Source organism: Geomonas sp. Red32 (assembly GCF_023652955.1).
GTDB lineage: Bacteria > Desulfobacterota > Desulfuromonadia > Geobacterales > Geobacteraceae > Geomonas.
This window is the reverse complement of sequence record NZ_JAKLOY010000003.1, coordinates 231455-256374: the sequence shown is the minus strand read 5'-3', so window position 1 is coordinate 256374 and position 24920 is coordinate 231455. Positions and strand designations below refer to the sequence as shown.

The following is a 24920-nucleotide window of genomic DNA, read 5'->3' as shown; positions in this document are numbered from 1 at the left end:
GCCGCCGGTGGGCGGCCGCATTTGGGCACGCGGCAAAGGCGTAAAGTAACAAAGGAGGAGTGAATTTGTCAACCTAGAATACCCTTTTGAAGGTTCCGGCGATCGGGAGGGGGTAAAACGGGCGCTCCCCCAGCCGGCCGGGCTGGGGGAGCGGGTACTGCGGAAGAGTTAGTAGGCTTCGTGGTCGGCCAGTACCGCCTCGGTGGTGAGCCGCTCCCTAAAGACCCGGTAAGCCCAGATCTTGTAGAGGATCACGATCGGGACGAAGATCAGCGCGACGGCGGTCATGATTTTCAGGGTGTACAGCGAGGAGGAGCTGTTGAAGATGGTCAGGCTGTAGTTCGGGTCCAGGGTGGACGGAATCAGGTTCGGGAAGAGTCCGATCACGCCGGTGGCCACCACGGCCAGCACGGTCAGGCAGGAGGCGGCGAAGGCCTTGCCCGGGGCGGCTTTGGCCAGCAGGGCCCGGATGGAGAGGAGCGACACCACGGCGAGCACCGGGGCGATCAGCAGCACCGGGTGGGCCAGGTAGGTGTTGTAGAGCTTGGTGGCGAAGGCGGTGAAGACCAGGAAGCCGACGGCGACCACGGTGAGCGGCAGCCAGAGGGTCTTGGCGAGATCTTCCGCCTTCTTGCTCAGGGAGCCGACGGTTTTGAGGGAGAGGTAGAGGGCGCCATGCACGAGGAACAGGAGCACGAAGAGGACGCCGGTCACCAGTCCGTAGGGGTTAAGGAGCGACAGCAGGCCGCCGTGGTACCCCTGGGCGTCCATCGGAAGCCCCTCGAAGATGTTGCCGAAAGCGACGCCGAAGAGCAGGGCCGGGAGGAAGCTCGTGACCACGATGACGGTGTCCCAGGTGCCTCTCCAGGCAGCCCCCTCCTCCTTGCTGCGGAACTCGAAGGAGACCCCGCGCACGATGAGGGAGGCGAGGAGCAAAAAGAGCGCGGTGTAAAGGTAGCTGAACATCTGGGCGTAGGCGGTCGGGAAGGCTGCGAAGGTCGCGCCGCCCGCGGTCAGCAGCCAGACCTCGTTGCCGTCCCACACCGGGCCGAAGGCGTTGATCACCACCCGGCGCTCGGCGTCGGTCTTGGCCAGCACGCGGTGCAGGATGCCGCCACCGAGCACGAAGCCGTCAAGCATGAAGTACACCGCCCAAAGGACGCCCCAAAGTACAAACCAAGTAATCTGGAATTCCATCTCAGCTCACCTCCTAGTTGGTTGCCGCGTCGGCGGCGAAAGAAATCTCATCCGATTCGTGGGCTACCTTCTCGTTGTGCCCTTCCGGCCCTTTGCGGGCGAACTTCATCAGCAGGTAGATGTCCACGAAACCGAGCAGCGTGTAAAGGAGGGTGAAGGTCACCAGCGAGAAGATGATCTGCGGCAGGGTGACCGCCTTGGAGACCGCGTCGGAGGTCTTCATGACCCCGTTGACGATCCAGGGCTGGCGCCCTACCTCGGCGACGACCCAGCCGAGCTGGTTGGCGATGTAGGGGAGCGGAATGGACCAGACCAGCAGGTAAAGGAACCAGCGGTTCTTCTCGAGGGTCCCTTTCTTGGAGAAGTAGAGCCCCAGACCGGCCAGCAGCAGGAACAGGGTGCCGAGCCCGACCATCAGCCTGAAGCTCATGAAGACCGGGGTGACCGGCGGGCGCTCGGATTTCGGGAAGGAGTTGAGCCCCTTGATGACGGCGTTGGGGTCATGGAAGGCCAGGATGGAGAGGAGGCTCGGCACCGGCAGCGCCGAGACCAGGTTGCACTGGTTGCTCTCGTCCGGGAAGGAGATCAGGTGGAGGGGAGCGTTGCTGCAGTTCTCCCAGACCGCTTCCATGGCGGCGAACTTGGACGGCTGGGTCTTGGCGACCTCGGCGGCGTGCAGGTCACCGATGACGGCCACCGCGATGGTGGCGATGAAGCCGAACACGGCGGCGATGGCGAAGGATTTCTTGAAGAAGTCGGGGTTCTGCTTGCGGAGCAGGTGCCAGGCGGAGATCCCCATCACGAAGAAGGCGGCAACCGTATAACCGGAGGTGACCTGGTGGCCGAACTTGAGGAGACCGACCGGGTTGGTGGCCACGGCCAGAAAGTCGACCATCTCGGCGCGGCCGTTTCTCAGCACGTAACCTACCGGATGCTGCATCCAGCCGTTGGCCAAAAGGATCCAGAGGGCGGAGAGGTTGGTACCGATCCCCACCAGCCAGATGGAAACCAGGTGCGCCTTCTTAGAAACTTTTTCCCACCCGAAGGCCCAGACCCCGATGAAGACCGACTCCATGAAGAAGGCGACGGTGGCCTCGATGGCCAGCGGCGCGCCGAAGATGTCGCCCACGTACCGGGAGTATTCCGCCCAGTTCATGCCGAACTGGAACTCGAGGGTGACACCGGTCACGACCCCGATGGCGAAGTTGATCAGGAACAGCTTGCCCCAGAATTTGGCCATCTTCTTGTAGACTTCGTTGCCGGTCTGCACGTAGCGGGTCTCGATGATAGCGGTCAGAATCGAGAGTCCCAGGGTGAGCGGTACGAAAATGAAGTGGAACATGCTGGTGAGGGCGAACTGCAGCCGGCTTAGGGTGAGAACATCCATCTGCTTCCTCCTTTTTGTTGTGATGCTGAATTTATGCCGATACCGAAGAGGCTGACGTAGCGCGCAGAAAAAAGACCCCGGATGTTGTATACAGGATCTTTAGGACCGGCTTAGTCCTGTTTTTGGGCAAAATTTTTTAGCTCAAAAGGCCGTGCCCCGCCCGGTCAGGCGGCGTCACGGCCGTCACGGCCACGTGCCAAAGTATCAATGGTGACTGCATCGAGGATGTTGACCACCTCGGTCTGGACCTGGCGCCAGACGTCGTGCACCAGGCAGTGCCCGGTGCCCCGTTCGCAGGAGGCACCGAGGAGGCAACGATTGGGGAGGATGGGCCCTTCCACCGCCTCCACCACTTCGCGCATGGTGATGGCGGATGCCGGACGGGCCAGGACGAAGCCGCCGCCGGTACCGCGGGAGGAGACCACCAGGCCGAGCTTGGCGAAGCTCTGGAAGATCTTGGCCAGGAAGGTCTGCGGCACATCGGCCGCCGCCGCGATCTCGCTGATGAGCGATACCCGCCCCGGGGGCTGCTGGGCCAGGTAGATGATGCCTCTAATCGCGTATTCTCCCTTGCGGGTCAGTTCCATCATAGATAAAACACCTTTAGGATCATTTTGATCCTGTTATAACTAAGGTCGCTGCCGCTGTCAAGGGGAAATTCTGCAATAGGAAAAATTTCTCTGCATGGCGATGGCGATCCGGGTATGGGGTGGGAGGAGGGGGAGTTCCCTCCCCCTCCTCTGCGATTACCTGTAGTTTCCGCCGGTTACCGGAGCCTGCCGGCGTAGAGCGGGAACTGCTTCATGAGGGCATTGACCTGCTTTTTCACCGCAGCGAGCTTCGCCTCGTCGTTGACGTTGCCGAGCACCTCGGCGATGAGGCCTGCCACCTGCTCCATCTCGGCTTCCTTGAGGCCATGGGTGGTGGCCGCCGGGGTGCCGATCCGGATGCCGGAGGTGATGAACGGCGAGCGGGTGTCGAAGGGGATACCGTTCTTGTTGACGGTGATCCCGGCGCGGTCGAGCGCTTCCTCGGCCACCTTGCCGGTCAGCTCGGTCTCGGTGAGGTCGACCAGCATGAGGTGGTTGTCGGTCCCGCCGGAGGTGAGCTTGAAGCCGCGCTTGGTGAGGGCGGCGGCCAGCGCCTGGGCATTCTTGACGATCTGCTGCTGGTAGGTCTTGAACTCGGGGGAGAGCGCCTCCTTGAAGGCCACCGCCTTGGCGGCGATCACGTGCATGAGGGGGCCACCCTGGATGCCCGGGAAGATGTTGGAGTTCAGGGTCTTCGCGTAGTCCTCGCGGCAGAGGATCATGCCGCCGCGCGGTCCCCTGAGGGTCTTATGGGTGGTGGTGGTCACGAACTCGGCGTAGGGGACCGGGCTCGGGTGCACCCCGGCGGCCACTAGGCCGGCGATGTGGGCCATGTCCACCATGAGGACGGCGCCCACCTTGTCAGCGATCCTGCGGAAGGCCTCGAAGTCCAGCACGCGCGGGTAGGCGGAGGCGCCCACCACGATCATCTTCGGCTTGTGCTCGACGGCCAGGCGCTCGGTCTCTTCGTAATCGATCCTGCCGGTCTCGCGGGAGACGCCGTAGGGGACGATGTTGAAGAGCTTGCCGGAGAAGTTGACCGGGGAGCCGTGGGTGAGATGCCCGCCGTGGGCGAGGTTCATGCCGAGCACGGTGTCGCCCGGCTTCAGCACGGAGAAGTAGACCGCCATGTTGGCCTGGGAGCCGGAGTGCGGCTGCACGTTCGCGTGGTCGGCGCCGAAGAGCTCCTTGGCCCTTTCGATGGCCAGATTCTCGACGATGTCGACGTTGTGGCAGCCTCCGTAGTAGCGCTTACCGGGGTAGCCTTCCGCGTACTTGTTGGTCAGCACCGAGCCCTGGGCTTCCAAAACCGCCGGGGAGACGAAGTTCTCCGAAGCGATCAGTTCGAGGTTGTACTCCTGGCGCTCGGTCTCGAGGCGGATCGCCTCGGCCACTGCCGGATCGAAAGTTTCCAGTACGGACATGTCTTTCTCCTGAAATTTTTGGTGTTAAAAGAAAACGGGACTTTTATGGAGTCCCGTCGTTTTTCTTGGGTTTTCCGGGAGTTACCCCGGCCGCCGGTTAGCAGCAGGTGATCTTCAGCTCACCCTCCAGCGCGGTGATCTTGTCCAGGCGGTTCTGGTGACGGCCGGCGGCGAACTCGGTATCGAGCCAGGCGCAGACCATCTCGCGGGCGAGCCCGGCACTGATGACCCGCCCCCCCAGCACCAGGATGTTGGCGTTGTTGTGCTCCTTGGCCATGGTGGCCATGAAGACGTCAGTGGCCAGAGCCGCCCTCACCTTCGGGAACTTGTTGGCCACGATGGACATCCCGATCCCGGTGCCGCAGACCAGGATCCCCTTCTCGGCCGCCCCGGTGGAGACCCGCTTGGCGACCTGCACCCCGAAGTCGGGGTAGTCGACCGAGTCGCCGTTGTTGGTGCCGAGGTCCTGGCAGGCGATGCCGCGCTCCTGGAGAAGTTTCTTGATCTCCTCCTTGAGCTCGAGACCGCCGTGGTCGCTTCCAATCACTATCATCGCTAGATCCTCTTGAAGAGCAGGGTGGCGTTGGTGCCGCCGAAGCCGAAGGAGTTGCTCATGGCGTACTCGATCTTGGCATCGCGGGCGGTGTTGGCGACGTAGTCGAGATCGCAGTCGGGATCCGGCTCGTGCAGGTTGATGGTCGGGGGGGCCACCGACTTCTGCATCCCCATCAGGGTGAAGACCGCCTCCACGCCGCCGGCGGCACCGAGGAGGTGGCCGGTCATGGACTTGGTGGAGGAGACCATCAGCTTGTAGGCATGGTCGCCGAAGACGGACTTGACGGCCATGGTCTCGTACAGGTCGCCGTAGGGGGTCGAGGTCCCGTGGGCGTTGATGTAGTCGACCTGCTCGGGGTTCAGCCCCGCGGTGGCGAGCGCCATCTTCATGCAGCGGGCCGCCCCTTCCCCGCCCGGAGCCGGGCTGGTCAGGTGGTAGGCGTCGCCGGAGAGGCCGTAGCCGACGATCTCGCCGTAGATCTTGGCGCCGCGGGCCTTGGCGGCCTCGTACTCCTCGAGCACCACGATGCCGGAGCCCTCGGAGAGGACGAAACCGTCCCTACCCTTGTCGAAGGGGCGGGAAGCGGAGGCCGGATCGTCGTTGTTGGTGGAGAGCGCCTTCATGACGGCGAAGCCGCCGATGCCAAGCGGGGTGACGGTCGATTCGGTGCCGCCGGCGATCATGGCGTCGGCGTCGCCGCGCTTGATCATATGGTAGGCGTCACCGATCGAGTGGGTGCCGGTAGCGCAGGCGGAGACCGACGAGACGTTCGGCCCCTTGGCCCCGAAGCGCATGGAGATGTGGCCGGGAGCCAGGTTGATGATCAGCATCGGGATGAAGAAGGGGGAGATCTTCTTGTAGCCGCCTTCCGCGAGCGCGGTGTGGTAGCGCTCGATGGCAGGAAGCCCGCCCAGGCCGGCGCCCACCAGGACCCCTACCCTCTCGGCGTTTTCCTCGTTGATTACCAGCCCCGAGTCCTCCATGGCGAAGTGGGCTGCGGCCAGGGAGTACTGGATGAAGAGGTCCATCTTCTTGACCTCTTTCTTGTCGATGAACTCCTCGGCGACGAAGTCCTTGACCTCGCCGGCGATCTTGACCGGCAGATCGGTAGTATCAAAGCGGGTTATGGGAGCGATGCCGGACTTGCCGGCCACGATGGCCTCCCAGTTCTTGCCGTTCCCGATCCCCAGGGGGGAGACCACGCCGACACCCGTTACGACGACTCTTCTCATGCGCTGAACTCCTTGAAATCTGATGCATCATGCCAGTCTGCGGGCATGAAAAAGGGGAAGTGAAACTCCCCCCGTTGGGTACTGTCAGTTTGAATCAGGTATGATCGGTGATGTAGTCGATCGCGTCCTGGACGGACTGAATCTTCTCGGCATCCTCGTCGGAAATCTCGATTTCGAACTCTTCTTCAAGAGCCATCACGAGCTCAACAGTGTCGAGGGAGTCAGCGCCGAGGTCGTCCATGAAAGAGGACTCATTGGTTACCTGAGCCTCATCGACACCGAGCTGCTCAGCGACTATTTCTTTGATGCGTTTTTCAATCGAAGCCATCTATACACCTCCATTTGATTTGCTGCGTCAGACAATTGTGATTGGGTTAAGCCACCTCAGTTTCATAGCATGAAAAGCCGAATTTGCAAAAGGTATTTTTGGCGCCTTTTCAACAAATCCCGGCTCCAATGAATTACATGTACATGCCGCCATTCACCGACAGCACGTGACCGGTGATGTACCCCGCCCCGTCGGAAACGAGGAAGAGGACGGCGGCGGCAATGTCGTCGCCGGAGCCGAGTCTCCCCATCGGGATCTGATCCTGGAGCGCCTCGCGGGCCTTGTCACCCAGCTCGGCGGTCATGTCGGTCTCGATGAAGCCGGGGGTGACCGCGTTGACGGTCACGTTGCGGCGGGCGAGCTCCTTGGCGACGCTCTTGGTAAGGCCGATCAGGCCGGCCTTGGAGGCGCAGTAGTTGGCCTGGCCGGGGTTCCCCATCTCCCCCACCACGGAGCTCACGTTGACGATGCGGCCGTAGCGGGCCTTGGTCATCACCTTGGCGGCCTCCTTGATGCAGTTGAAGGCACCCTTGAGGTTCACGTCGAGGACCTGGTCCCAGTCGGACTCCTTCATCCTGAGCAAAAGGCCGTCCTTGGTGATCCCGGCGTTGTTGACCAGGATGTCGATTTTCCCGAAGGCGGCCAGCGCCTCCTTGAAGAGGTTCTCCACCTCGGCCACCTGGGAGACGTCGACCTTGACGGCGAGCGACTTCCCGCCGGCAGCAGCGATCTCGCCGGCCGTATTCTGGGCCCCCTCCAGGCTGGTGGCGGTCACCACCACGGCGGCCCCCTGGGCAGCCAGTCTGAGCGCGATGGCGCGGCCGATACCGCGGGATGCCCCGGTTACCAGGGCGACCTGTCCGTTGAGACTCATTCAACACCTCCCGCCATGGCCTTCACGCCGGCCACGTCCTGTACGTTGAAGGTCGCCGCTTCCTTGGCGATCCTCTTGACCAGACCGGCCAGCACCTTGCCGGGGCCGATTTCGACGAAACCGGTCACGCCGTTAGCTACCATCCACTGCACCGAGGCATCCCACAGAACCGGGGAGCAGACCTGCTCGACCAGAAGCGGCTTCACGCGGGCGGCATCGGAGTTCGGTTTGGCTTCCACGTTGGTCACCACCGGGGTGACGAGCGGGGAGACCGCGACCTGCTCCAGGGTGGCAGCCAGGCGGTCGGCGGCCGGCTTCATGAGGGCGCAATGAAAGGGGGCGGAGACCGGAAGCGGCATGGCCTTCCTAAACCCTTTCCCCTTGGCGATCTCGATGGCGCGGTTCACGGCGGTGGCGTGGCCGGCGATGACGATCTGGCCCGGGGAGTTGAAGTTGGCAGGGGAAACGATCTCCCCCTGGGCGGCTTCCGCGCAGATCTCCTGGAGGAGCTGAGGCTCGACACCCAGGATGGCGGCCATCCCCCCTACCCCTACCGGCACCGCTTCCTGCATGAAGGTGCCGCGGGCGCGGACGGTGCGGAGGGCGTCGGCGAAGTCGAGGGCGCCGGCGGCCACCAGGGCGGAGTACTCGCCCAGCGAGTGGCCCGCCATGAAGGAGGCGGAAAGGGTGGCCTCTTCCTTGAGGACCCGGAAGGCGGCCACGCTGGCGGCCAGGATGGCCGGCTGGGTGTTGGCGGTCAGCTTCAGATCCTCTTCCGGCCCCTCGAAGCAGAGGGTGGAGAGTTTGAAGCCCAGGGCCTCGTCGGCCTCCTCGAAAGTGCGGGCGGCGGTTTTGAAATTTTCGGCGAGCTCCCGGCCCATCCCCGCGTGCTGCGAGCCCTGGCCGGGGAAGATGAATGCGTAGGACATAGGTACCCTCGTTAAGAAGTGATGCGAACTTACATTACAGGGTCAAAAGAGTATCCGGGAAAAGATCCCCCGGCCGCCTTCCCCAGCAGTACCGGAAAAGGAGGACCAGCCGTCTCCCCTAGCAGTACCGGGAAAAGTGGCCCAACCGTCCCCCCCCTTGCGAAGGGGGGACAGGGGGGACAGGGGGGATTTTTGCGTATCTCGCTAATTTACCAGCGGATGGCGGCCGCGCCCCAGGTGAGCCCGCCGCCGAAGGCGTCGAGGAGCACCACGTCGCCATCCTTGATGCGGCCGGCGCGGAAGGCCTCGTCGAGCGCGATCGGGATGGAAGCGGCAGAGGTATTGCCGTAGCGGCCGAGGTTCACGTAGGTGCGGTCGGCGCCGATCCCCAGCCGTTTCCCGACCGAGTCGATGATCCTCTGGTTAGCCTGGTGCGGGATGAAGAGCGAAACGTCGCCAATGGTAAGGCCGTTGGTGGTGAGAGCCTCGAGCCCCACCTCCCCCATGGCGCGCACGGCGTACTTGAAGACCTCGTTCCCCTGCATGGTCAGGTAGATCAGGCGGTCGTCCAGGTTCTTCTGGGAGGCCGGGTTGCGGCTGCCGCACCCTCTCTGGTAGAGGAGTTCCCAGTAGTTGCCGTCGCTGTGGAGGTGGGTGGAGAGAACGCCATGGTCCCCCTCGGCGGCCTCGAGCACCACTGCGCCGGCGCCGTCGCCGAAGAGCAGGCAGGTGTTACGGTCGCTCCAGTCCACGACGCGGGAAAGAACCTCGGCGCCGATCACCAGCGCTTTTTTGGCCTGGCCGCAGCGGATGAACTTTTCGGCGGTGGAAAGGGCGTAGATGAAACCGGAGCAGGCGGCGGAGAGGTCGAAGCAGGCGGCGTTCACCGCCTTGATGTTCTGCTGTACGATGCAGGCGGTGGCGGGGAACGGGAAGTCGGGGGTCAGGGTGCCGATGATCAGGAGGTCGATCTCCTCGGCCTTGGCGCCCGCGGCCTCCAGCGCCCTGAGGGCGGCCTGGGTGGCGAAGGTGGAGGTGTACTCCCCCTCCGAGGCGATGCGGCGCTCGCGGATGCCGGTTCGGGTGACGATCCACTCGTCGCTGGTATCCACCATCTTCTCGAGATCGAAGTTGGTCAGTACCTTCTCCGGCAGACAGGAACCGGTGCCGGTGATTTTTGCGCGAATCATTGGGCTGCTTTCTCCTTTGCGGCGTCGGGGACCGGTGCGCCCTCGCGTTCGCGGGCCGATCCGGGGAAGCTTTCATCGAGCTTGTCAGCCATCCGGCCGTTGACCCCTTTCAGCGCGTAGTCATGGGCGAAGCGGATGGCATTCTTGATCGCCTTGGGGTTGGAGCCGCCGTGGCAGATCATGCCGACGCCGTTGATCCCCAAAAGGGGAGCGCCGCCGTACTCCGCGTAGTCCACAGTTTTCTTGAAATTATTGAAGGCCTTGCGGCAGAGGAGATAACCTACTTGGGAAAGGAGGCTGCTTTTGATCTCGGCCCTGAGCATCTTGCCCACGGTCTCGGCGAGCCCTTCGGAAACCTTGAGCACCACGTTGCCGACGAAGCCATCGGTGACCACCACGTCGACGGTGCCGTTGAAGATGTCCCGTCCCTCCACGTAGCCGATGTAGTTGATCGGCTTTTCACGCAGCATGAGGCTGCTCTCGCGGGTCAGGTCGTTCCCCTTGCTGTCTTCCTCGCCATTGGAGAGAAGGCCCACCCGGGGGGCGGCGATCCCCATCACAAAGCGGGCGTAGACCTCGCCCATGATGGCGAACTGCAAGAGGTGGATCGGCTTGCAGTCGACGTTGCCGCCGACATCGAGCACGAGGGTCTTGCCGGTGAGGGTAGGAAAGATCTGGGCGATGGCGGGACGGTCGATACCCTTCATCCGCCTCAACACGAACATCCCCGCGGCCATGGTGGCACCGGAGTTGCCTGCGCTGACCACGGCGGCGGCCTTCCCCTCCTTGACGAGCTCGAAAGCGACCCTGATGGAGGAGTCCTTTTTCTTGCGGACCGCGTCGGAGGCGGAATCGTGCATGCCTACTACCTCGGAGGCATGCCAGAGGTCGATGTCCAGACCGGTCACGTCGTAGCGAGCGAGCTCGGCCTTGACCCTTTCGATGTCGCCTACCAGGGTGACCGGTACTCCGAACTCCCTGGCTGCGGCTACGGCACCTTCGACCTCAACATGAGGGGCGTTATCGCCCCCCATCACATCGACAGCAACTCTCATATTTCCCCTGGAAAGCGGATTTCCTGAAGTCACGACAGTGTGAACGCCTGGCTATTAAGCTTCTTCGGCGTTCAGGACCTGGCGTCCCTTGTAGGTTCCGCAGGAGGGGCAGACGCAGTGCGGGAGTTTGGGGGCCTTGCACTGGGGGCAGGTGGAGACGGTGGGAGCGGTCAGGAAGTCGTGAGCCCTTCTCATGTTTTTGCGGGACTTGGAAGTTTTCTTCTTGGGTACAGCCATGGTGTTCTCCTTTTACTTTTCTATCTTGATCTTCTTCAGCGCGGCCATTTTAAGGTTGATCCCGCCGCGGTCGCAGCCGCACTCGCCGTGGTTTAGGTCCTGGCCGCAGTTGGGGCAAAGCCCCAGGCAGGACTCCTTGCAAAGAGGTTTGTACGGGACCTCGAGCAGTACCTGCTCGGCGATCTCCGGGTCAAGGTCAATCTCGTCCCCGCGGTAGCTGGCCGAAATCAACTCTTCGTCGCTCAGTTCGACCTCCTCGTCCATCTCATCACCCTTGGACTCGGTGTAGAAGATGGTGAACTCGGAGGAAAGGGGCAATTCGTACTCGGTCAAGCAGCGCGAGCAGCTGAGGCGGACGGCGCTTTCCACTTTGCCGGCGACCCTCACGTGTCCGTACTCCCACTGGGCGGACATCTCGGCGAGGATCGGCTTGGTGAAGGTTACGCCATCCTCGGCTTCCATGTCGACCAGACTCGGGTAGTGCTCCGCGGGTTCCTCTTCAGTGAGGTCGATCCGCTTCTTTTTAACGTCATCGACGCGTATCTTCACGGGATGGACCCCCTCTTTTTCAAAGTTTCCCAGTATATAGATGGAGGCCATTTTGTCAAGACAAATGATGGGCTACCATCCGGCACCGAGCCGGTAGTCCACACTCACCTCGCCGTCGGCCCGCGACAAGGCTCCCAGCCGGTCGGCGGCGCTCTCCACCAGAAGGTCGATCATTTTGGTTTTCTTCTTGGGCGGTTTGATCAGGTGGGGCTCCCCCTTGATCCCGGCCAGGCGGCCCGCCTCCTCGATGGCGTCCTGCAGGGTGCCGAGCCGGTCGACGAGCTTGACGGCCAGCGCCTGCTCCCCGGAGAAGATCCTCCCGTCCGCGATGGCCCTGACACTCTCCACCGGAAGCTTGCGCCCCTCGGCCACCGCCTTCACGAACTGGGCGTGGGTGGAGTCGATCACGTTCTGGAGCATCTGCCGCTCCTCGGCGGTCATCGGGCGGGCAGGCGATCCCACGTCCTTGAACTTGCCGGTCTTGATGGTGAAGGCCTTCATCCCCACCTTCCCCATCAGCCCCTCGAGGTTGGAGAACTTCATCAAGACCCCGATGCTCCCCGTGATGGTGCCGGGGTTGGCGTAGATGAGGGTCGCGGGGGCCGAGATGTAGTACCCCCCGGAGGCGGCGATGCTTCCCATGGAGACCACCACCTTCTTGACCCGGGCGAGCCCCTTGATCTCCGCGGAGATCTCCTGGGAGGGGCCGACCACGCCGCCGGGGGAGTCTACCCGGACCACCACCGCCTTCACCCGCTCGTTCTTCCTGAGCTCGCGCAACTGGCGCACGGTGTCCTGGCCATCGACAATGACCCCTTTGATCTCCACGTAGCCGATGCCGTCCTCGCCGGAGAAGCGTTCATGGTCGCCAAAGAGCGCGGTGGCCACCGCCACGCAGACCGCGAAAAGAAGCAGCAGCCCCCCCGCCGTCAGGGCGCCCCAGAATAGACATCCTCGTTTCATGCCCCCTCCACTGAATGTGAGTTGTAGCCACCGCCCTGTGGTCCCTTGGGTACCTCCCCAATGAGCCAACAATTTTCTTGAACTCATGTGCCACAAAGGTCTATACACCATTGATATACACGGTATCGGGGAACTCTCAACGCAACTTCCCGCTCCCCGCCATCAAATGAGGCATGTGATGAAACTTCTGGTCATTTCCGACAGCCACGGCAACTATCCGCAGGCCTTCAAGGCTCATGAACTGGCCGGCCCGGTCGACCACATTATCCACCTGGGAGACGGCAGCCAGGACGCGAAGCTTCTCGAAGATGTGCTCGAAGTACCGGTCCTCCGGGTAGCCGGCAACTGCGACTGCGACCCACAGCTTCCCCGCGAACTCACCCTGAAGTTCGGCGGCTGCCAGGTGCTGGTGACCCACGGCAACCGGCATGCCGTGAAGTCCGGGCTGGGCGGCCTGATCGGCCGCGGCAAACAGGTCGGCGCCGACGTCATCCTCTACGGGCACACCCACCTCCCTGCGGTGGACACGGCGGAAGGTATGCTGTTGATCAACCCCGGGTCCCTCAAGGAGAGCGGCTCCGGCTCCTATGCGGTCATCACCGTCGAGGGGGATGAGGTCGAGGCCGTCATTCGCGGCATCGCCCCGTGACATCCCCACCCCTCCCTTCAAAAGGAAGGGGCCTCCATCTCCGGAGGCCCCTCGCCCATCAGCAGCCACATCCACAGTTGTGACAGACCTTTCGGTTTTCGCTGTCGGGAGGCACCGTCTCCGGCGCGAAGGCGATCCGGTTGACCGCCCTCCTGATATCCTCCAGGGGATCGAGGTTGGGGCTTTTCCCGATCACATGGCCGACGCAGATGCTGGAGATCCCGTCGGAAGGGGAGCCGATCCTGACCGCGTTGAGGAGGTCCACGTAGCTCTTTATCTCGATCACCTGCTCCTGGCTGTCAAGCCTCTCCAGCCTGATATCAAAAGCCGCTAACTCCTGGACCAGCTCCTCGCAAAACTGATCGAAACCGGCACCGGATAGCACCTTCTCCCACTCGGGCCGGGTGTGCTTCTGCCCGTAACAGATCAACCGCATGTTCTTTCCCATCACAACCTCTCAACCTTTTTTGCTATTCACCACGCATAGGCCGCGTTGAACAGCCTCATCGTGAAACGCGACGCTTGCCATCACCGCCGGAAGCGCCGCGTTTCGTACCTCAACACGACCTACGAATGTTTCTGATCAGCTCTCCGCCGCCTTTCTCTGGAGCGAGCTGAAGATCATATCGAGCACCGCCTTCTGCTTTGCCTCGTACTTGTTCAATACCGCCAGGCAGGTCCCCATGGGAAACTGCTCGTGGAGGTAGTCTGAGTCGCGCCCCGACAGGATCACGATACGGTTCTTATCCATTCCGACCGACAACGCGTAGTTCACGAGCTTGGTACCGTCGAGCACCGGCATCTCCAGGTCCACCAGCAAAAGATCGAGTTTCTCATCTTTCAGGATGGTGAGCGCCTGGAAAGGATCGGTGCAGGTCCTCACATCCAATAGTGGATAGAGGGACTGGATCTTTTCCTTAAGCGCCTGGACGAAGGCCGCATCATCGTCGACGATCATGATCTTTCTCATCAGCACCTCATACTATCACTTCAGAACCCGAGTGGCTGCGGAAAACACCGGGAAGGGGACATGAAGATCCAGCGTCTTTGCCATCTTCAGGTTGACAATCAGGTCCACCCGTTTCGGGGTAGCCACCGGGAGTTGGGACGCCCTCTTGCCGGAAAGGATGCGGGCGGCGTATTCCGCCGCCACCTGTCCCTGCTCGGCGGGATCGGCCTCCAGCGAGACCAGCGCCCCCTTGTGGGCAGCCCCCGGCATCTGCGAGATCACCGGGATCTTCAGCTCGGCCGCCCGGTGCACCACCTTCTCGAACGCGCGGCTGGCGGCCGCGCACTCGGTGATGTAGATCATCTCCACCCGGGCCCCAAACAGCGACGCCAGCGCGGCATCGACCCCCGAAGTTCCGCTCACGTTGGCCTCGGTGAGGATCACCCCGTTGGCGGCGGCTATCTTGCGGGCTTCCCGGAGCTGGACCAGGGATCCCTCTTCCCTCACCGAATAGATCACCCCCACCGACTTGGTCGGCTTGATCTCGAGCGCGGTGCGGATGAGGGTAACCAGCGGTACCTTCGAGCTAATGCCGGCCGCGTTGGTGCCGGTGGAGTTCATGCTCTTGGCCACGCCTGTTTCCACCGGGCCGTAGACGTCGGCAAAGACCACCGGGATATCCCCCCGCTCGTGCAGCGCCGCCAAGGTGGCGGAGGCCCCGTAGGAGACGATGAGGTCCGCGCCGATGGCGTTGAACTTCCTGACGCTGTTGGCCCAGGAGATCGGGTCCGGATTGGGGGTCTGGGTGATGACTTCCACGCTGCTCTGGTCGTACCCCTTGAGCACCAAGGCCTTGATGAAGGCCCGGTGAGCCTCGCGGTAGCGCGGCAGGTCGCAGGTCAGGATTGCCGCCACCAGCTTCCCGGCCGCAAGGGAGCGCGACGCGGGGGTGACTGCGCAGATGACCAGCAGCAGGATTGTCAGGCGGAAAACTTTCAGGATCTACCTCTTGCTCACCACGTGGCCGCCACGGTAGCCACCACGGAATGGACGGTCCCGTTGTAGAGGCTGTAGGCCGGGTTCTTCTCGTCGTAATTCCTCACCTGGTACTGCAGCGAGGAGGAAAGCATCGGGGTGAAGTGGTACTCCCCCCGTGCGGAAAGCTGGCTGACCACCGTGTTTTGCCTGGTGATGCCGGTGATGCCACTGGTATCGCTGCCGGCGGAGAAGGAGGTAAAGGCAGGCTCGAAGGCCGAAGCGGAGCGGACCTGCTGCAGCATGAGGGAAAGGTCGAGCTTGTCCACCCCGGTGTAGGTGGCACTTACCCCGAACACGTGGGAGCGGTCGTAGAAATCCGAGCCGGCCTCGTGTCCCACCGCCACCATCGAGAAGAGCACGCTCTGGTCGATCCGGGTGTCGAGATAGGCGTAGTTGGCCCCCAGCGTCAATCCCGGCAGCGGAACTAACCACCCGATCAGGTTCCCGTTGACCACCTGGCGGTCGCGGGAGGTGAGGGGATAGGCGGTGTAGGTCACGTCGGTGGAGACCGTAGGGTCGACCGGGAGGTTGACCAGGAAATGCTGCACGTCGGGGTTCATCTCCCGCCTGACGATCAGGTTGGCGCTCCCCCCCCAGCCGTTGTTCCTGATGAAGCTCGCCAGCAGTTTTCCTTCGTGCTTCTCCTGGTAGGAGGCGCCGTAGGAGGGGTGGTCGACGGTGGTGTAGCTGTAGCTTCCGTTGAAGCGGACCCCGGTCACCGGCCGGTAGTTGGCGGAGATGACCCCGCGATGGCTCGCGCTGTCCTCGGGGAGCGCCCAGCTGGTATAGGACTGCAGGGAGGAGACATTGCTCCTTTGCTGGAACTGTCCCCGGTATTCGCCGGTCACCGTGAAGTCGCGCCGCGGATGGTAGGAGATGGTGGCGGTCACCGTGTCCCTGGTGGTATCCATCGGGGACTTCACGAGGACCACCGGGTTGGCGAAGTTCACACTGGTCACCTCGCCCCTTCCATCGTTCTCCAGCTGCTGGCGGCGGTATTTGACCGCCGCGCTCCACTCTTTATTGAAAATGTAGGAGAGGTCGCCGGCGGCATTGTGGAGATCCTCGCGGATGTACTTGGCACCGGTGGTATCGGAGAGGTTGGAGAGGTTTTCGCGCTGCTCGACGCTGTAGGCGCCGCTCGCCACCAGCCCTCCGGACATCGAGCTGTGCATCTTGAGCGTATGGGAGATGAAGCGGCTGTCGGGATTCTCGTTATGCTCCCTCACCCCCCCCACCGTCTCCGGGTTTCCCGCGATATCGTTGCGCGAGACGTAGGGGCCGGACGGGATAGGCTGGCGGTCCTCGAAGACCCTGATCTTGAACTCGTAGGCGAGATCCACCGGCCCCAGGTGAACGTCGGCCCCCACCCGTCCCTCCTGGGTCTGCTGGTTCACGTTGCGGGGGGCGGCGTAAATTGTGTTCGGAGTCCCCTCGAAGGCGATGTCCGCAAAGCGCTGCTGCTTGGTCCCTTCCCGGACCAGCCGCCAGTAACCGAGGCTCACGTGCAGGGGGTAATTGTGCAGCCGGTAGCGGAAGTCGGCGTTGTCCTGTACCACGCTGACCCCGTAATCCAGCTCCGGGTCCTGAACCGCCAGGTAATCGGCCGGGGTCCGGGGGGGATCGACGCGTCCGGCCTGGAAGTTCGGGGAGAAGAGGATTTCGCGGTCCAGGTTGTGGAAGAGCGACTCGGTCCTCAGGTGGAGACGGTAGTCCCCCTGGTAGTCGAGGAGGAGGTCGCCGTGGTAGTCGTGCTCGTTCAGGTAGGCCCCCTCGACCTCGAGGTTGCCGTCGCGCTGGAGGTTCCGATAGAAGAGGCCGCCGGTCCGGCTGGAGCGGAGAAAGCCGAAGGGTTCTGCCCGGCCGCCGTAGCCGTCGGTGGCGACGAAGCCGTACCCGATGAAGCCCCCCTTCTGCTCGAGGGTTTCCACCTGGCGCTCCTGCTCAGGCAGCGGGAGGGTCTTCGCCACCGAGGGATCGGGCTCCAGAAGCGGCTCCCACGGCTCCTCGGCCGCCGCGCCCCCCGCGGCAACGAGCACCACTGCCAGCGAAAGCGCCGCCGCGAGCCTCCTGTTCCACCCTCTGGTCACCTTCCGGTCGTGTAAGCCGTTCATTGGCGCAGCGTCCCCTTTCCGGTCAGCCCCTGGGTGGGGGTGTCGGTTCCGTGGATCTGGGAATGGCAGTCGGTACAGCGGTTGGTGAAGAGTTGCTTAAGCCCGGGGGTGTTGGAGGAGAGGTGGGCGGAGTGGCACTGCAGGCAGAGAAACGGCATGGCGGCGTTCAGCAGGTGGTTGTTGACCGAGCCGTGGGGAGTGTGGCAGTTGAGGCAGTTCTCGGTCAGGTCGCCGTGCTCGAAGACGAAGGGCCCCTGCTTCTCCATGTGGCAGCGGGTGCAGGTCTCCTTGAGGGTGTTCCCCTTGAGAAGCTTCGGCTGGGTTGAGCCGTGGATCTCGTGGCAATCCACGCAGACCATCTTCTTTTCCCGGATCGGGTGGTGCGAGTAGAGGGCGTTTTCGGCCCGCACCTGGGGGTGGCAGCCGTAGCACATCTCAGCCATCTGCTCGCGGCTCACCTTCTGCTGCGGCCCTTTGTGGAGCTTGTGGCAGTCGAAGCAGCTCACGTCGTTGATGGCATGCACGCTGGCGTTCCAGAAGGCCAGCGCCGGCTGCGAGGCGGCGGAATGGCACTTGAGGCAGATGAGCGACTGCGCCTGGGGGGGGAGGTGCATCAGGTCGAGGAAGGTGCTGGTGTCGCACTTCCTGTTTTCGGCGGTGTTCTTTTCTGGGTTGTCGGGGAGGTTGGCGACGGCGAGGCTTCCCGGTCCGTGGCACGACTCGCAGTTGACCAGGGGGAGGCCGGTCTCGGCCTTGATCTGCTCTCCGTGGACGCTGTGGCTGAAATCGTCGGAGATCTTGTCGTGCTTGTGGCACTTGGCGACGCAGTTGGCGGTCCCGACGTAGTCGGCGTCGAGCCTCCCCACGATCATCTTCTCGTACTCGCGCACCGGCAACAGCGGCTTGCTCTGCTTCAAGTCGGCGCAGGCCCAAAGGGAAAGGGAAAGCCCCGCCAGAAAGGTGGTCAAAAGGATGCGGCGGCCAAGCGGTGCCTTTGCCATCTAGTCTCCCCTTATCCCCTTGGTGGTGGTGTAGATGAAGCTGCGGACGACCGGATTCTGGCTCTGCTTGATCTCCCGGGGGGTCCCCACTTCCACGATGGTTCCCCCGCTCATCATGGCGATGCGGTCGGAGATGTAGAGCGCGAAGTTCAAGTCGTGGGTGACGATCACGGTGGTGTTCCGGGTGGTCTCCTTGAGCTTAAGGATGGTGTTGGCCAGCTCGTCGGTGGTGACCGGGTCGAGTTCGGCGGTCGGCTCGTCGTAGAGGATCAGGTCGGGGTTCATGGCGAGCGAGCGGGCGATGGCCACCCTCTTCTTCATCCCGCCGGAAAGCTCCGAGGTCCGGAGCCCCTCCCGTCCGGAAAGGCCGACCATCTCCAGCTTCTCCCGGATGATCTCCCGGATCCGCTGCTCCTTGCAGACCCGTTTCTCCCTCAGCCAAAGACCGACGTTTTCCCCGACGGTCAGTGAATTGAAAAGGGCCGAGGACTGGAAGACCATGCTGTAGCGGTAGTCGCGGGAGGAGTCGTGCGGGTCTCCCGAGAAGATCGGCAGGTCGTCGATGTAGATCTCCCCGGAGTCGGGGGTCTCCAGCTTGACGATGTGCTTCAAAAGCACGCTCTTGCCGGTCCCGGAGGGGCCGATGATGCAGAAGGTCTCGCCGGCCTTGATCTCGAGGTTGATATCCTTAAGGACATGGGTGGAGCCGAAGTACTTGTTGAGCCCCACCACACGGATCCCCACCCCACGCGTATCGTGGAGGTCCACCGGACGGCTGTGGTCGGAGTGGAAAAATGATGCGCTGAGGCCGTGTTTGAGTTTGGCGAACAAGGTGGATCCTTTGCGATGACCTCCCCGGCGGCAAGGGTAGCGGACCGGAAGCCGGAGCGGCGGCAGCCGGAGGGGGACAGCGCTGAAAAATGCGGCAATAGTAGCAGAGAGGCACACGGTCTGGCAAGCAGAGATGTGTACATTCCTTAACGATCACTGAAATTTGCCTCACCGTCCCGGGCTCCGGCAACCTCTTGATATCTCTATGAGATAAGATGGCGTCCCGGGGCGATCGAAGGTAAGAACCCGGTAAGGTTCCGATTAGAAGAGGTAGGGGGAGCGGTTGGTGAAGTGGCGCCGGGAAACGACGGTAAACCAGGTGACCCCGAAGACGAAGATCCCCGCGATGAGGGTGTTGAGCCGCATATCGCCGGGGGTGACCGCCACCCCGCTCAAGGCCGCGTAGCGGTCGGGGGGGATCGACCAGAGATTCACCAGGGCGTTGAACAGGTCGAAGAGGTTGTAGCAGAGGATGAGGTAGTAGGTAACCCGCTGTCTTTTGAGGATCCCCAGGCAGAGATAAAAGGAGACAAGGCTGTCGGCGAAGGTGAGGAAATGCCCCTCCCCTCCCGTGACGAGTTTTCCCAGGAAGGGGTAGGGGCTTCCGTAGCTGGAGGCGGAGAGGAGAAAGGAAAAGAGGTAGACGGCGGCGAGCAGGTTGAGGGACACCGGGCGCCGGTTGGCATGGGAGATCACCGCCGCGTCCCTCCACTCACTGCCGGGCCTGCTTGACGTGCTCCTTCAGGAGGCAGCGGTCCATCACCACGGTGAGCCCCGCGGCCTCGGCACGCTCGGCGGCCTCCTGGTTGACGATCCCCTCCTGCATCCAGACCACCTTGGCACCCTTGGCGATCGCCTGCTCGACGATCTCGGGAACGAACTCGGAGCGCCGGAAGATGTCGACGATCTCCACCGTCTCGGGAACGTCGGCCAGGGTCGGGTAGCACTTCTCGCCGAAGATCTCGGTTGCGGCCGGGTTGACCGGGATGATCCGGTACCCTGCCCTCTTCAGGTAGGCCGCCACCTCGTGGCTCGCCTTCCCCGGGTCCGGCGACAGGCCGACCACCGCGATGGTGCGGTAGTCGAGGATTTTCTTGATGTCGGGTCGTGTCATGGGATCCTCCTTTTTCATGAGTCTTCCTCCCAAGTCTACCACCTGCTTGACGGCTCGGTCACCTCTTCCTCATGCCGGAGATGGTCACGAAGAAGAAGATCACCAGCATGACGCCGGCGATGAAGATCCAGTCGGCCGGGGTGTACGCTTCCATGCGGTCCTCCTATCCCTGGATTTGGTCGAGGAGGCTTTGGGCCTCGGCGAAGTCGGGGTTCATCCGGAGGGCGCTCCGCAGGTAGGTCCGGGCGTCGGCGTTTCCTCCCATGCTGATGCAGCACTGGGCGAGAAGGTAGGGGATCTCCGGCATCGGGAACTCGCAGGCGAAGAAGGCGTCGGCCATCACGTCGTTCAAGACCGCGGTAGCCTCCAGGTAATCACCATCCTCCTTCATGGCCATGGCGCCGGCAATGGCCTCCAGGTAGTCGACCGCCGGCACCCGGGGAAGTTCCCCCTTGCCGATCCGCTCCAGCCTTCCCCTCACCTCGCCCGCCGACTGTTCCGGAAGGGTCGGCAGCAGCGAATTCCAGAGCGAGGAGGCCTTCTCGTACTTGCCGAGCAGGAAATAGACCTCGGCCAGGTTGGAGATCCCCCGCAGGTTGCCGGGGTCGAGGGAGAGCCCCCGCTCCAGGTATTCGGCCGCCTTGTAGAGGGTCACCGTGGAGAGGTGCAGCGCGGAGAAACGGCACCCCTTGTCCAAAAGGGTGGAGCCTATCTCCAGCGGGAAATGTCCGTTCTCGGGTTCCATCAGGGCGAAGATCTTCAACAGGTTGACCCGGCGGTCGAGGTAGGGGACCTCGACGTCCTTCTCGCCCAGCATGAGGATGTTGCTCGCCAGCTCGGAGACGTAGTGGGGATACCCCTCCTTGAGCCAGGCGGCGTAGCGGCCGGCGAAGCGGCAGCCGGGGTCGGTCCTCAAGGCCTGGTAGATACCGCGGCCAAGCTCGTCGTAGCCGGGAGCCTCGCCCCGCAACTTCAGGAAGTCGGTTTCCACCAGCGGGACCGGCTCCGATCCCACCTCGATTCGCACCTTGCCGTCCAGCCCGGTCACCTCGAAGGGGGCCGGGGGGCCATAGTACACGATCCCCGCCAGGGGAGTTGCCTGCTGCATGATTGCCTAACCTCCTACCCTTCCCGTCGAGGGAAGGTATTGACGCCCGCGTGGACGCCTATGGTCTTATAGATACGGACTTCATCCCACGGCTCGCCGAGGATACCGTCGTGGATGGCCCAGCTGCGCCCCCGCACCGTCCGTTCCATCCCGGGACGCCGGAAGGGGGTGGAACCGTCGAGCCTCCGGAAGAGCTCCCCTCCCGGGGCGAAGCCGGCGTCGATCTCCAGCATGAGCTTCTTCCCCACCACGTAGTCGAAGCCGTACTTCTCGTAGCGGATGGCATTGTCGTAGCTCAAAGGCTCGGCAACGATGAGCTCCATCCCGAGCGAGTCGGTGAGCCGCTCCAAAAGCGGAAGAAACTCCCCGAACATCCGCAGGCCGTGGCGCACCTGGTGCGGAAAGAGGCCGGCCTCCATGGCGCGGAGCTCCTCGCCCGGGTTCCTGCCGTGGGTGGCGAAGACGTTGTTTCTCCCCTCGCTGTCCCGGTCCACCTCGAAGCGTTGGGCGGCGGGGTCGCAGATCTGGCAGAAGGCGAGCTCCATCTGGCGGTGATGGGTGTCGCACAGTTCCAGGAAAAAGAGCGGGTCGCGGTCGCCGGCGGAGAGCCGGGCCTCCATCCTCACCAGCCTGAGCCCGCGGGGCGCCACGATGTTGACCGCCCCGCCACCGGCACTCTCCAGCAGGGCGGCCAGCCGCGGCGTGAGGAGCCGCCGGTAGATGGCCTCCTTCTCGGCGGGCTCCAGCCGGTTGATGTCGTGCAGGGAGAAGAGCTCCCGCCCGGACCGGTCCCGTAACTGCTCGTTACCCGCGATCCTTGGCATGGCCACCAATGTGCACCGGGAAGATGTGGGCGCGGAGGTAGGCGATCACCCGCTCCACCGCGTCCAGCGCCGCGTTGCGTTCGTCCTCCTGGGCCCAGTGCATGGCATCCAAAAGCATGCGGTGTGGGTACCCAAGGGGTCCGATCAGCTTGATAAATTCAGCCGGGAGCCTCGGAGAGATCTCCCGGTCGTTCATCACCGCCCAGGCGATGGTCCAGGCCCGGGCAACGTTCATCATATCGTAGCCGCCTCCCCCCACCGCCACCCAGGGGATCCGCAGGGCCCTGAGCTTTTTGAGGAGATAGGTGTAACCGTGGGTGGTGACCTCCAGCCGCGTCAAGGGGTCGGTCCGGAAGGTGTCCGCGCCGAGCTGGGTGAAGAGCACGTCCGGGTCGAAGGCGGCAATGAGCGGATAGGCGATCTCGTCGAAAGCCTTCATGAAAAGCGCGTCGTCGGTGTGGGCCAGAAGCGGCACGTTGACTGCGTACCCCTTCCCCATCCCCTCCCCGGTCTCGCGCTCGAAACCGGTACCGGGGAAGAAGTAGATGCCGCTTTCATGGAGCGAGATGGTGAGCACCCGGTCGCTCTGGTAGAAGGCGTTTTGAACCCCGTCGCCGTGGTGGGCGTCGATGTCGAGGTAGACCACCCGTTTTCCCCGGCCTACCAGGTGGTTAATGGCCACCACCGCGTCGTTGAGATACGAGAAGCCGGAGGCGCGGCTGTGCTGGGCGTGGTGCCAACCACCGAACGGGTTGAAGGCGGCCGCGAATCCCTCCTCGGTCACCAGCCGGGCCGCCTCGAGGGTGCCGGAGACGCCGAGGCAGGCCCAGTCGTAGACCCCGGGAAAGATCGGGTTCTCGAGATCGCCGAGCCCGTAGCGGAAGTCGGCGCGCGACTCGCAGGCGTCGCTGAATTCTTTGAGCCGGTCGAGGTACTCCGGTGCGTGGGCGGTTAGGAGCTCCTCCCGGGTCACTTTCCGGGGAACCCGCTGCTCCATCCCCGGCAGCTCGAGGAGCCGGTAGGCGGCCATCAGGTCACGGGCCAGCCGGAAGCGCTGCACCTTGAAAGGATGGTGGTCGCCGTAGCTAAACCCCGTGAGATCGGCGCAGGTTATCAGTGCGGTCTTGGTTAACAGGAGGTCCCCCACCTTCTTCATCCCCGGCCGGTCCGGGTACTGGAATGTACCCCGCCCGCGGTGGGGAGGTCAACCTCTAATGCTGCCCATTCATTAGGCATGACTGCCTCCCCTTTAGGCAGAATCCTCACCCCTCACGGCCGGCGCCGGTACGGTTTCCCAAGGATTACAGACTTTTCCGTTTTTGGCAAGCATCTTGCTGGTCAGACCGGGCCTTGCGACGCGCTCGCGGTCAGCGACTGCTCATTAATCAGGCTCTCACAACGAGGTGGGACTATTTACCAACGGAGGTAATGTAATGAACGGGATGTCAATGACGACTCCACTTGGCAACAGCAGCGATGTACTCTTCCTCATGCTCGGTGCGGTCATGGTCTTCGCCATGCACGCCGGGTTCGCCTTCCTGGAGGTCGGCACCGTACGGCAGAAGAACCAGGTCAACGCCTTCGTGAAGATCCTCACCGACTGGTCGGTCTCCACCGTGGTCTACTTCCTGGTCGGCTTTCCGATCGCCTACGGGATCAATTTCCTCAAACCGGTCAAAGAGCTTCTGGGGGAAAACCAGGGATACGACATCACCCACTACTTCTTCCTCCTCTGCTTCGCCGCCTGCATCCCGGCCATCATCTCCGGGGGGATCGCCGAGCGGGCAAAGTTCTGGCCGCAGGTGATCGCCGGCGCCATCTTCGCCGGGGTGAGCTATCCCCTCTTCGAGTCGCTCATCTGGGGGAAGAACATGTCCCTTCTGCAGGACGTCTTCAAGAAGGTAGGGGGCGCCGAGTTCCATGATTACGCAGGATCGGTAGTCGTCCACTCCATCGGCGGCTGGATCGCGCTTCCCGCCGTGCTCATCCTGGGCCCCCGCATGGGACGCTACCTCGGGAAAAAGTCCCACCCGATCCCGATCAGCAACATCCCCTTCCTGGCCCTGGGCTCCTGGATCCTGGCGGTCGGCTGGTTCGGCTTCAACGTGATGAGCGCAGGCCATCTGGACAAGATTTCCGGCGTGGTGGCGGTCAACTCCCTCATGGCCATGGTCGGCGGGGTGCTCGCCGCCCTCATCGCCAGCAGAAACGACCCCGGCTTCGTCCATAACGGCGCGCTGGCCGGCCTGATCGCCATCTGCGCGGGCTCAGACCTCATGCATCCCCTGGCCGCCTTCGTCACCGGCGCCATCGCCTCCTTGATCTTCGTCTTCGGCTTTCAGATCGAGCAGGAGAAGCTCAAGATCGACGACGTGCTCGGCGTCTGGCCGCTGCACGGGGTGATCGGCTCCTGGGGCGGCATCGCCTGCGGCATCTTCGGGCAGGAGGCCCTCGGCGGGCTGGGCGGAGTCTCCTTCGTCTCCCAGCTGATGGGGACCGTGTCCGGCATCGCCTTCGCCCTGGTCAACGGCTTCCTGATCTACGGCCTCCTCTCCAAGACCGTCGGCATCAGGCTGGACCCCGAGCAGGAGCACGCCGGCGCCGACCTCTCCATCCACCAGATCGGTGCCTACCCGGAAGAACACGTCCGCTGACCGGTCACCATCACTGCAACCAGGCAATTTTTTTGTCGAAAAGGCCCCCCCCGGGGCCTTTTTTTATTTTGCTATTTGTGGGGAACCCGGTATTATTGGCACCATGGTTAGAGAATCCTAATTACAA

General features: G+C 63.0%; 27 protein-coding genes. 2 read left to right on the top strand and 25 right to left on the bottom strand.

Going from position 1 to position 24920, the window contains the following annotated elements; genetic code table 11:
* Positions 1–168 precede the first annotated feature (168 nt).
* The 14 genes from cydB to sppA form a co-directional block, all read right to left on the bottom strand.
* On the bottom strand, positions 169–1197 hold the full coding sequence (gene cydB, locus L4X63_RS10445) for a cytochrome d ubiquinol oxidase subunit II (RefSeq protein ID WP_250678571.1): 1029 nt from the start codon (positions 1195–1197) through the stop codon (positions 169–171).
* A gap of 13 nt (positions 1198–1210) precedes the next feature.
* Positions 1211–2584 carry a cytochrome ubiquinol oxidase subunit I gene (locus L4X63_RS10440; protein ID WP_250678570.1) on the bottom strand — a complete coding sequence of 458 codons (1374 nt, stop codon included), beginning with the start codon at positions 2582–2584 and terminating at the stop codon, positions 1211–1213.
* 164 nt (positions 2585–2748) lie between these two features.
* On the bottom strand, positions 2749–3174 hold the full coding sequence (locus tag L4X63_RS10435) for an RrF2 family transcriptional regulator (protein WP_250678569.1): 426 nt from the start codon (positions 3172–3174) through the stop codon (positions 2749–2751).
* Between the two features lie 176 nt (positions 3175–3350).
* Complete coding sequence (gene glyA / locus L4X63_RS10430; protein ID WP_250678568.1) at positions 3351–4598, bottom strand: serine hydroxymethyltransferase; 1248 nt, start codon at positions 4596–4598, stop codon at positions 3351–3353.
* Positions 4599–4695: 97 nt separating this feature from the next.
* Positions 4696–5151: a ribose 5-phosphate isomerase B gene (gene rpiB, locus L4X63_RS10425; protein ID WP_250678567.1), complete on the bottom strand. Its 456-nt coding sequence runs from the start codon at positions 5149–5151 to the stop codon at positions 4696–4698.
* Between the two features lie 2 nt (positions 5152–5153).
* Entirely contained in the window at positions 5154–6386 is a 1233-nt protein-coding gene (fabF, locus tag L4X63_RS10420) for a beta-ketoacyl-ACP synthase II (RefSeq protein WP_250678566.1), read from the bottom strand.
* A gap of 94 nt (positions 6387–6480) precedes the next feature.
* Positions 6481–6714 (bottom strand): acyl carrier protein, encoded by a 234-nt coding sequence (gene acpP, locus L4X63_RS10415; RefSeq protein WP_012531540.1) that lies wholly within the window; start codon positions 6712–6714, stop codon positions 6481–6483.
* A 133-nt stretch (positions 6715–6847) separates the two neighbouring features.
* Positions 6848–7588 (bottom strand): 3-oxoacyl-[acyl-carrier-protein] reductase, encoded by a 741-nt coding sequence (gene fabG / locus L4X63_RS10410; RefSeq protein WP_250678565.1) that lies wholly within the window; start codon positions 7586–7588, stop codon positions 6848–6850.
* Entirely contained in the window at positions 7585–8517 is a 933-nt protein-coding gene (gene fabD / locus L4X63_RS10405; RefSeq protein WP_250678564.1) for an ACP S-malonyltransferase, read from the bottom strand. Before fabD ends, fabG begins: the two co-directional genes overlap by 4 nt.
* 209 nt (positions 8518–8726) lie before the next feature.
* On the bottom strand, positions 8727–9707 hold the full coding sequence (locus tag L4X63_RS10400; protein ID WP_250678563.1) for a beta-ketoacyl-ACP synthase III: 981 nt from the start codon (positions 9705–9707) through the stop codon (positions 8727–8729).
* Positions 9704–10762, bottom strand: coding sequence for a phosphate acyltransferase PlsX (gene plsX, locus L4X63_RS10395; protein WP_250678562.1), 1059 nt, complete (start codon positions 10760–10762; stop codon positions 9704–9706). The genes L4X63_RS10400 and plsX overlap by 4 nt, the downstream gene beginning before the upstream one ends.
* Positions 10763–10816: 54 nt before the next feature.
* Positions 10817–10999, bottom strand: coding sequence for a 50S ribosomal protein L32 (rpmF, locus tag L4X63_RS10390; RefSeq protein WP_250678561.1), 183 nt, complete (start codon positions 10997–10999; stop codon positions 10817–10819).
* A 12-nt stretch (positions 11000–11011) separates the two neighbouring features.
* Positions 11012–11548, bottom strand: coding sequence for a YceD family protein (locus tag L4X63_RS10385; protein WP_250678560.1), 537 nt, complete (start codon positions 11546–11548; stop codon positions 11012–11014).
* Between the two features lie 72 nt (positions 11549–11620).
* Complete coding sequence (gene sppA, locus L4X63_RS10380; protein WP_250678559.1) at positions 11621–12511, bottom strand: signal peptide peptidase SppA; 891 nt, start codon at positions 12509–12511, stop codon at positions 11621–11623.
* 178 nt (positions 12512–12689) lie between these two features.
* Between sppA and L4X63_RS10375 the strand changes: the two genes are divergently transcribed.
* The gene (locus tag L4X63_RS10375) at positions 12690–13160 is read left to right on the top strand and encodes a metallophosphoesterase family protein (RefSeq protein WP_250678558.1); all 471 of its coding nucleotides are present in this window, start codon (positions 12690–12692) and stop codon (positions 13158–13160) included.
* 58 nt (positions 13161–13218) lie between these two features.
* On the opposite strand, the gene L4X63_RS10370 is transcribed toward L4X63_RS10375, so the two are convergent.
* From L4X63_RS10370 to L4X63_RS10320, 11 genes are all read right to left on the bottom strand, one after another.
* The gene (locus tag L4X63_RS10370) at positions 13219–13608 is read right to left on the bottom strand and encodes a hypothetical protein (RefSeq protein ID WP_250678557.1); all 390 of its coding nucleotides are present in this window, start codon (positions 13606–13608) and stop codon (positions 13219–13221) included.
* Positions 13609–13743: 135 nt separating this feature from the next.
* Positions 13744–14130: a response regulator transcription factor gene (locus L4X63_RS10365; protein ID WP_250678556.1), complete on the bottom strand. Its 387-nt coding sequence runs from the start codon at positions 14128–14130 to the stop codon at positions 13744–13746.
* 15 nt (positions 14131–14145) lie between these two features.
* Entirely contained in the window at positions 14146–15024 is an 879-nt protein-coding gene (locus tag L4X63_RS10360; RefSeq protein ID WP_250678555.1) for an ABC transporter substrate-binding protein, read from the bottom strand.
* A gap of 98 nt (positions 15025–15122) precedes the next feature.
* A complete protein-coding gene (locus tag L4X63_RS10355) occupies positions 15123–17261 on the bottom strand; it encodes an MtrB/PioB family outer membrane beta-barrel protein (RefSeq protein ID WP_250678554.1) in 2139 nt (712 codons plus the stop codon).
* A complete protein-coding gene (locus L4X63_RS10350) occupies positions 17258–18262 on the bottom strand; it encodes a DmsE family decaheme c-type cytochrome (RefSeq protein WP_250678553.1) in 1005 nt (334 codons plus the stop codon). The genes L4X63_RS10355 and L4X63_RS10350 overlap by 4 nt, the downstream gene beginning before the upstream one ends.
* Positions 18263–19093 carry an ABC transporter ATP-binding protein gene (locus L4X63_RS10345; RefSeq protein WP_250678552.1) on the bottom strand — a complete coding sequence of 277 codons (831 nt, stop codon included), beginning with the start codon at positions 19091–19093 and terminating at the stop codon, positions 18263–18265. It abuts the gene before it with no gap.
* Between the two features lie 261 nt (positions 19094–19354).
* A complete protein-coding gene (locus tag L4X63_RS10340) occupies positions 19355–19789 on the bottom strand; it encodes a hypothetical protein (protein ID WP_250678551.1) in 435 nt (144 codons plus the stop codon).
* Between the two features lie 16 nt (positions 19790–19805).
* Entirely contained in the window at positions 19806–20207 is a 402-nt protein-coding gene (locus L4X63_RS10335; RefSeq protein WP_250678550.1) for a CoA-binding protein, read from the bottom strand.
* Positions 20208–20370: 163 nt separating this feature from the next.
* Positions 20371–21315: a tetratricopeptide repeat protein gene (locus L4X63_RS10330; RefSeq protein ID WP_250678549.1), complete on the bottom strand. Its 945-nt coding sequence runs from the start codon at positions 21313–21315 to the stop codon at positions 20371–20373.
* A gap of 14 nt (positions 21316–21329) precedes the next feature.
* Complete coding sequence (locus L4X63_RS10325; RefSeq protein WP_250678548.1) at positions 21330–22139, bottom strand: hypothetical protein; 810 nt, start codon at positions 22137–22139, stop codon at positions 21330–21332.
* Entirely contained in the window at positions 22120–23274 is a 1155-nt protein-coding gene (locus L4X63_RS10320; protein WP_250678785.1) for an acetoin utilization protein AcuC, read from the bottom strand. The genes L4X63_RS10325 and L4X63_RS10320 overlap by 20 nt, the downstream gene beginning before the upstream one ends.
* Positions 23275–23572: 298 nt before the next feature.
* On the opposite strand from L4X63_RS10320, the gene L4X63_RS10315 reads away from it, so the two are divergent.
* A complete protein-coding gene (locus tag L4X63_RS10315) occupies positions 23573–24793 on the top strand; it encodes an ammonium transporter (RefSeq protein WP_250678547.1) in 1221 nt (406 codons plus the stop codon).
* The last annotated feature ends 127 nt before the right edge of the window (positions 24794–24920 follow it).

Excerpts from the sequence above, each read along its gene's own strand:
- cydB (WP_250678571.1), bottom strand. The coding sequence starts at position 1,197 with ATGGAATTCCAGATTACTTGGTTTGTACTTTGGGGCGTCCTTTGGGCG.
- L4X63_RS10440 (WP_250678570.1), bottom strand. The coding sequence starts at position 2,584 with ATGGATGTTCTCACCCTAAGCCGGCTGCAGTTCGCCCTCACCAGCATG.
- L4X63_RS10435 (WP_250678569.1), bottom strand. The coding sequence starts at position 3,174 with ATGATGGAACTGACCCGCAAGGGAGAATACGCGATTAGAGGCATCATC.
- glyA (WP_250678568.1), bottom strand. The coding sequence starts at position 4,598 with ATGTCCGTACTGGAAACTTTCGATCCGGCAGTGGCCGAGGCGATCCGC.
- rpiB (WP_250678567.1), bottom strand. The coding sequence starts at position 5,151 with ATGATAGTGATTGGAAGCGACCACGGCGGTCTCGAGCTCAAGGAGGAG.
- fabF (WP_250678566.1), bottom strand. The coding sequence starts at position 6,386 with ATGAGAAGAGTCGTCGTAACGGGTGTCGGCGTGGTCTCCCCCCTGGGG.
- acpP (WP_012531540.1), bottom strand. The coding sequence starts at position 6,714 with ATGGCTTCGATTGAAAAACGCATCAAAGAAATAGTCGCTGAGCAGCTC.
- fabG (WP_250678565.1), bottom strand. The coding sequence starts at position 7,588 with ATGAGTCTCAACGGACAGGTCGCCCTGGTAACCGGGGCATCCCGCGGT.
- fabD (WP_250678564.1), bottom strand. The coding sequence starts at position 8,517 with ATGTCCTACGCATTCATCTTCCCCGGCCAGGGCTCGCAGCACGCGGGG.
- L4X63_RS10400 (WP_250678563.1), bottom strand. The coding sequence starts at position 9,707 with ATGATTCGCGCAAAAATCACCGGCACCGGTTCCTGTCTGCCGGAGAAG.
- plsX (WP_250678562.1), bottom strand. The coding sequence starts at position 10,762 with ATGAGAGTTGCTGTCGATGTGATGGGGGGCGATAACGCCCCTCATGTT.
- rpmF (WP_250678561.1), bottom strand. The coding sequence starts at position 10,999 with ATGGCTGTACCCAAGAAGAAAACTTCCAAGTCCCGCAAAAACATGAGA.
- sppA (WP_250678559.1), bottom strand. The coding sequence starts at position 12,511 with ATGAAACGAGGATGTCTATTCTGGGGCGCCCTGACGGCGGGGGGGCTG.
- L4X63_RS10375 (WP_250678558.1), top strand. The coding sequence starts at position 12,690 with ATGAAACTTCTGGTCATTTCCGACAGCCACGGCAACTATCCGCAGGCC.
- L4X63_RS10370 (WP_250678557.1), bottom strand. The coding sequence starts at position 13,608 with ATGGGAAAGAACATGCGGTTGATCTGTTACGGGCAGAAGCACACCCGG.
- L4X63_RS10365 (WP_250678556.1), bottom strand. The coding sequence starts at position 14,130 with ATGAGAAAGATCATGATCGTCGACGATGATGCGGCCTTCGTCCAGGCG.
- L4X63_RS10355 (WP_250678554.1), bottom strand. The coding sequence starts at position 17,261 with ATGAACGGCTTACACGACCGGAAGGTGACCAGAGGGTGGAACAGGAGG.
- L4X63_RS10350 (WP_250678553.1), bottom strand. The coding sequence starts at position 18,262 with ATGGCAAAGGCACCGCTTGGCCGCCGCATCCTTTTGACCACCTTTCTG.
- L4X63_RS10335 (WP_250678550.1), bottom strand. The coding sequence starts at position 20,207 with ATGACACGACCCGACATCAAGAAAATCCTCGACTACCGCACCATCGCG.
- L4X63_RS10330 (WP_250678549.1), bottom strand. The coding sequence starts at position 21,315 with ATGCAGCAGGCAACTCCCCTGGCGGGGATCGTGTACTATGGCCCCCCG.
- L4X63_RS10325 (WP_250678548.1), bottom strand. The coding sequence starts at position 22,139 with ATGCCAAGGATCGCGGGTAACGAGCAGTTACGGGACCGGTCCGGGCGG.
- L4X63_RS10315 (WP_250678547.1), top strand. The coding sequence starts at position 23,573 with ATGAACGGGATGTCAATGACGACTCCACTTGGCAACAGCAGCGATGTA.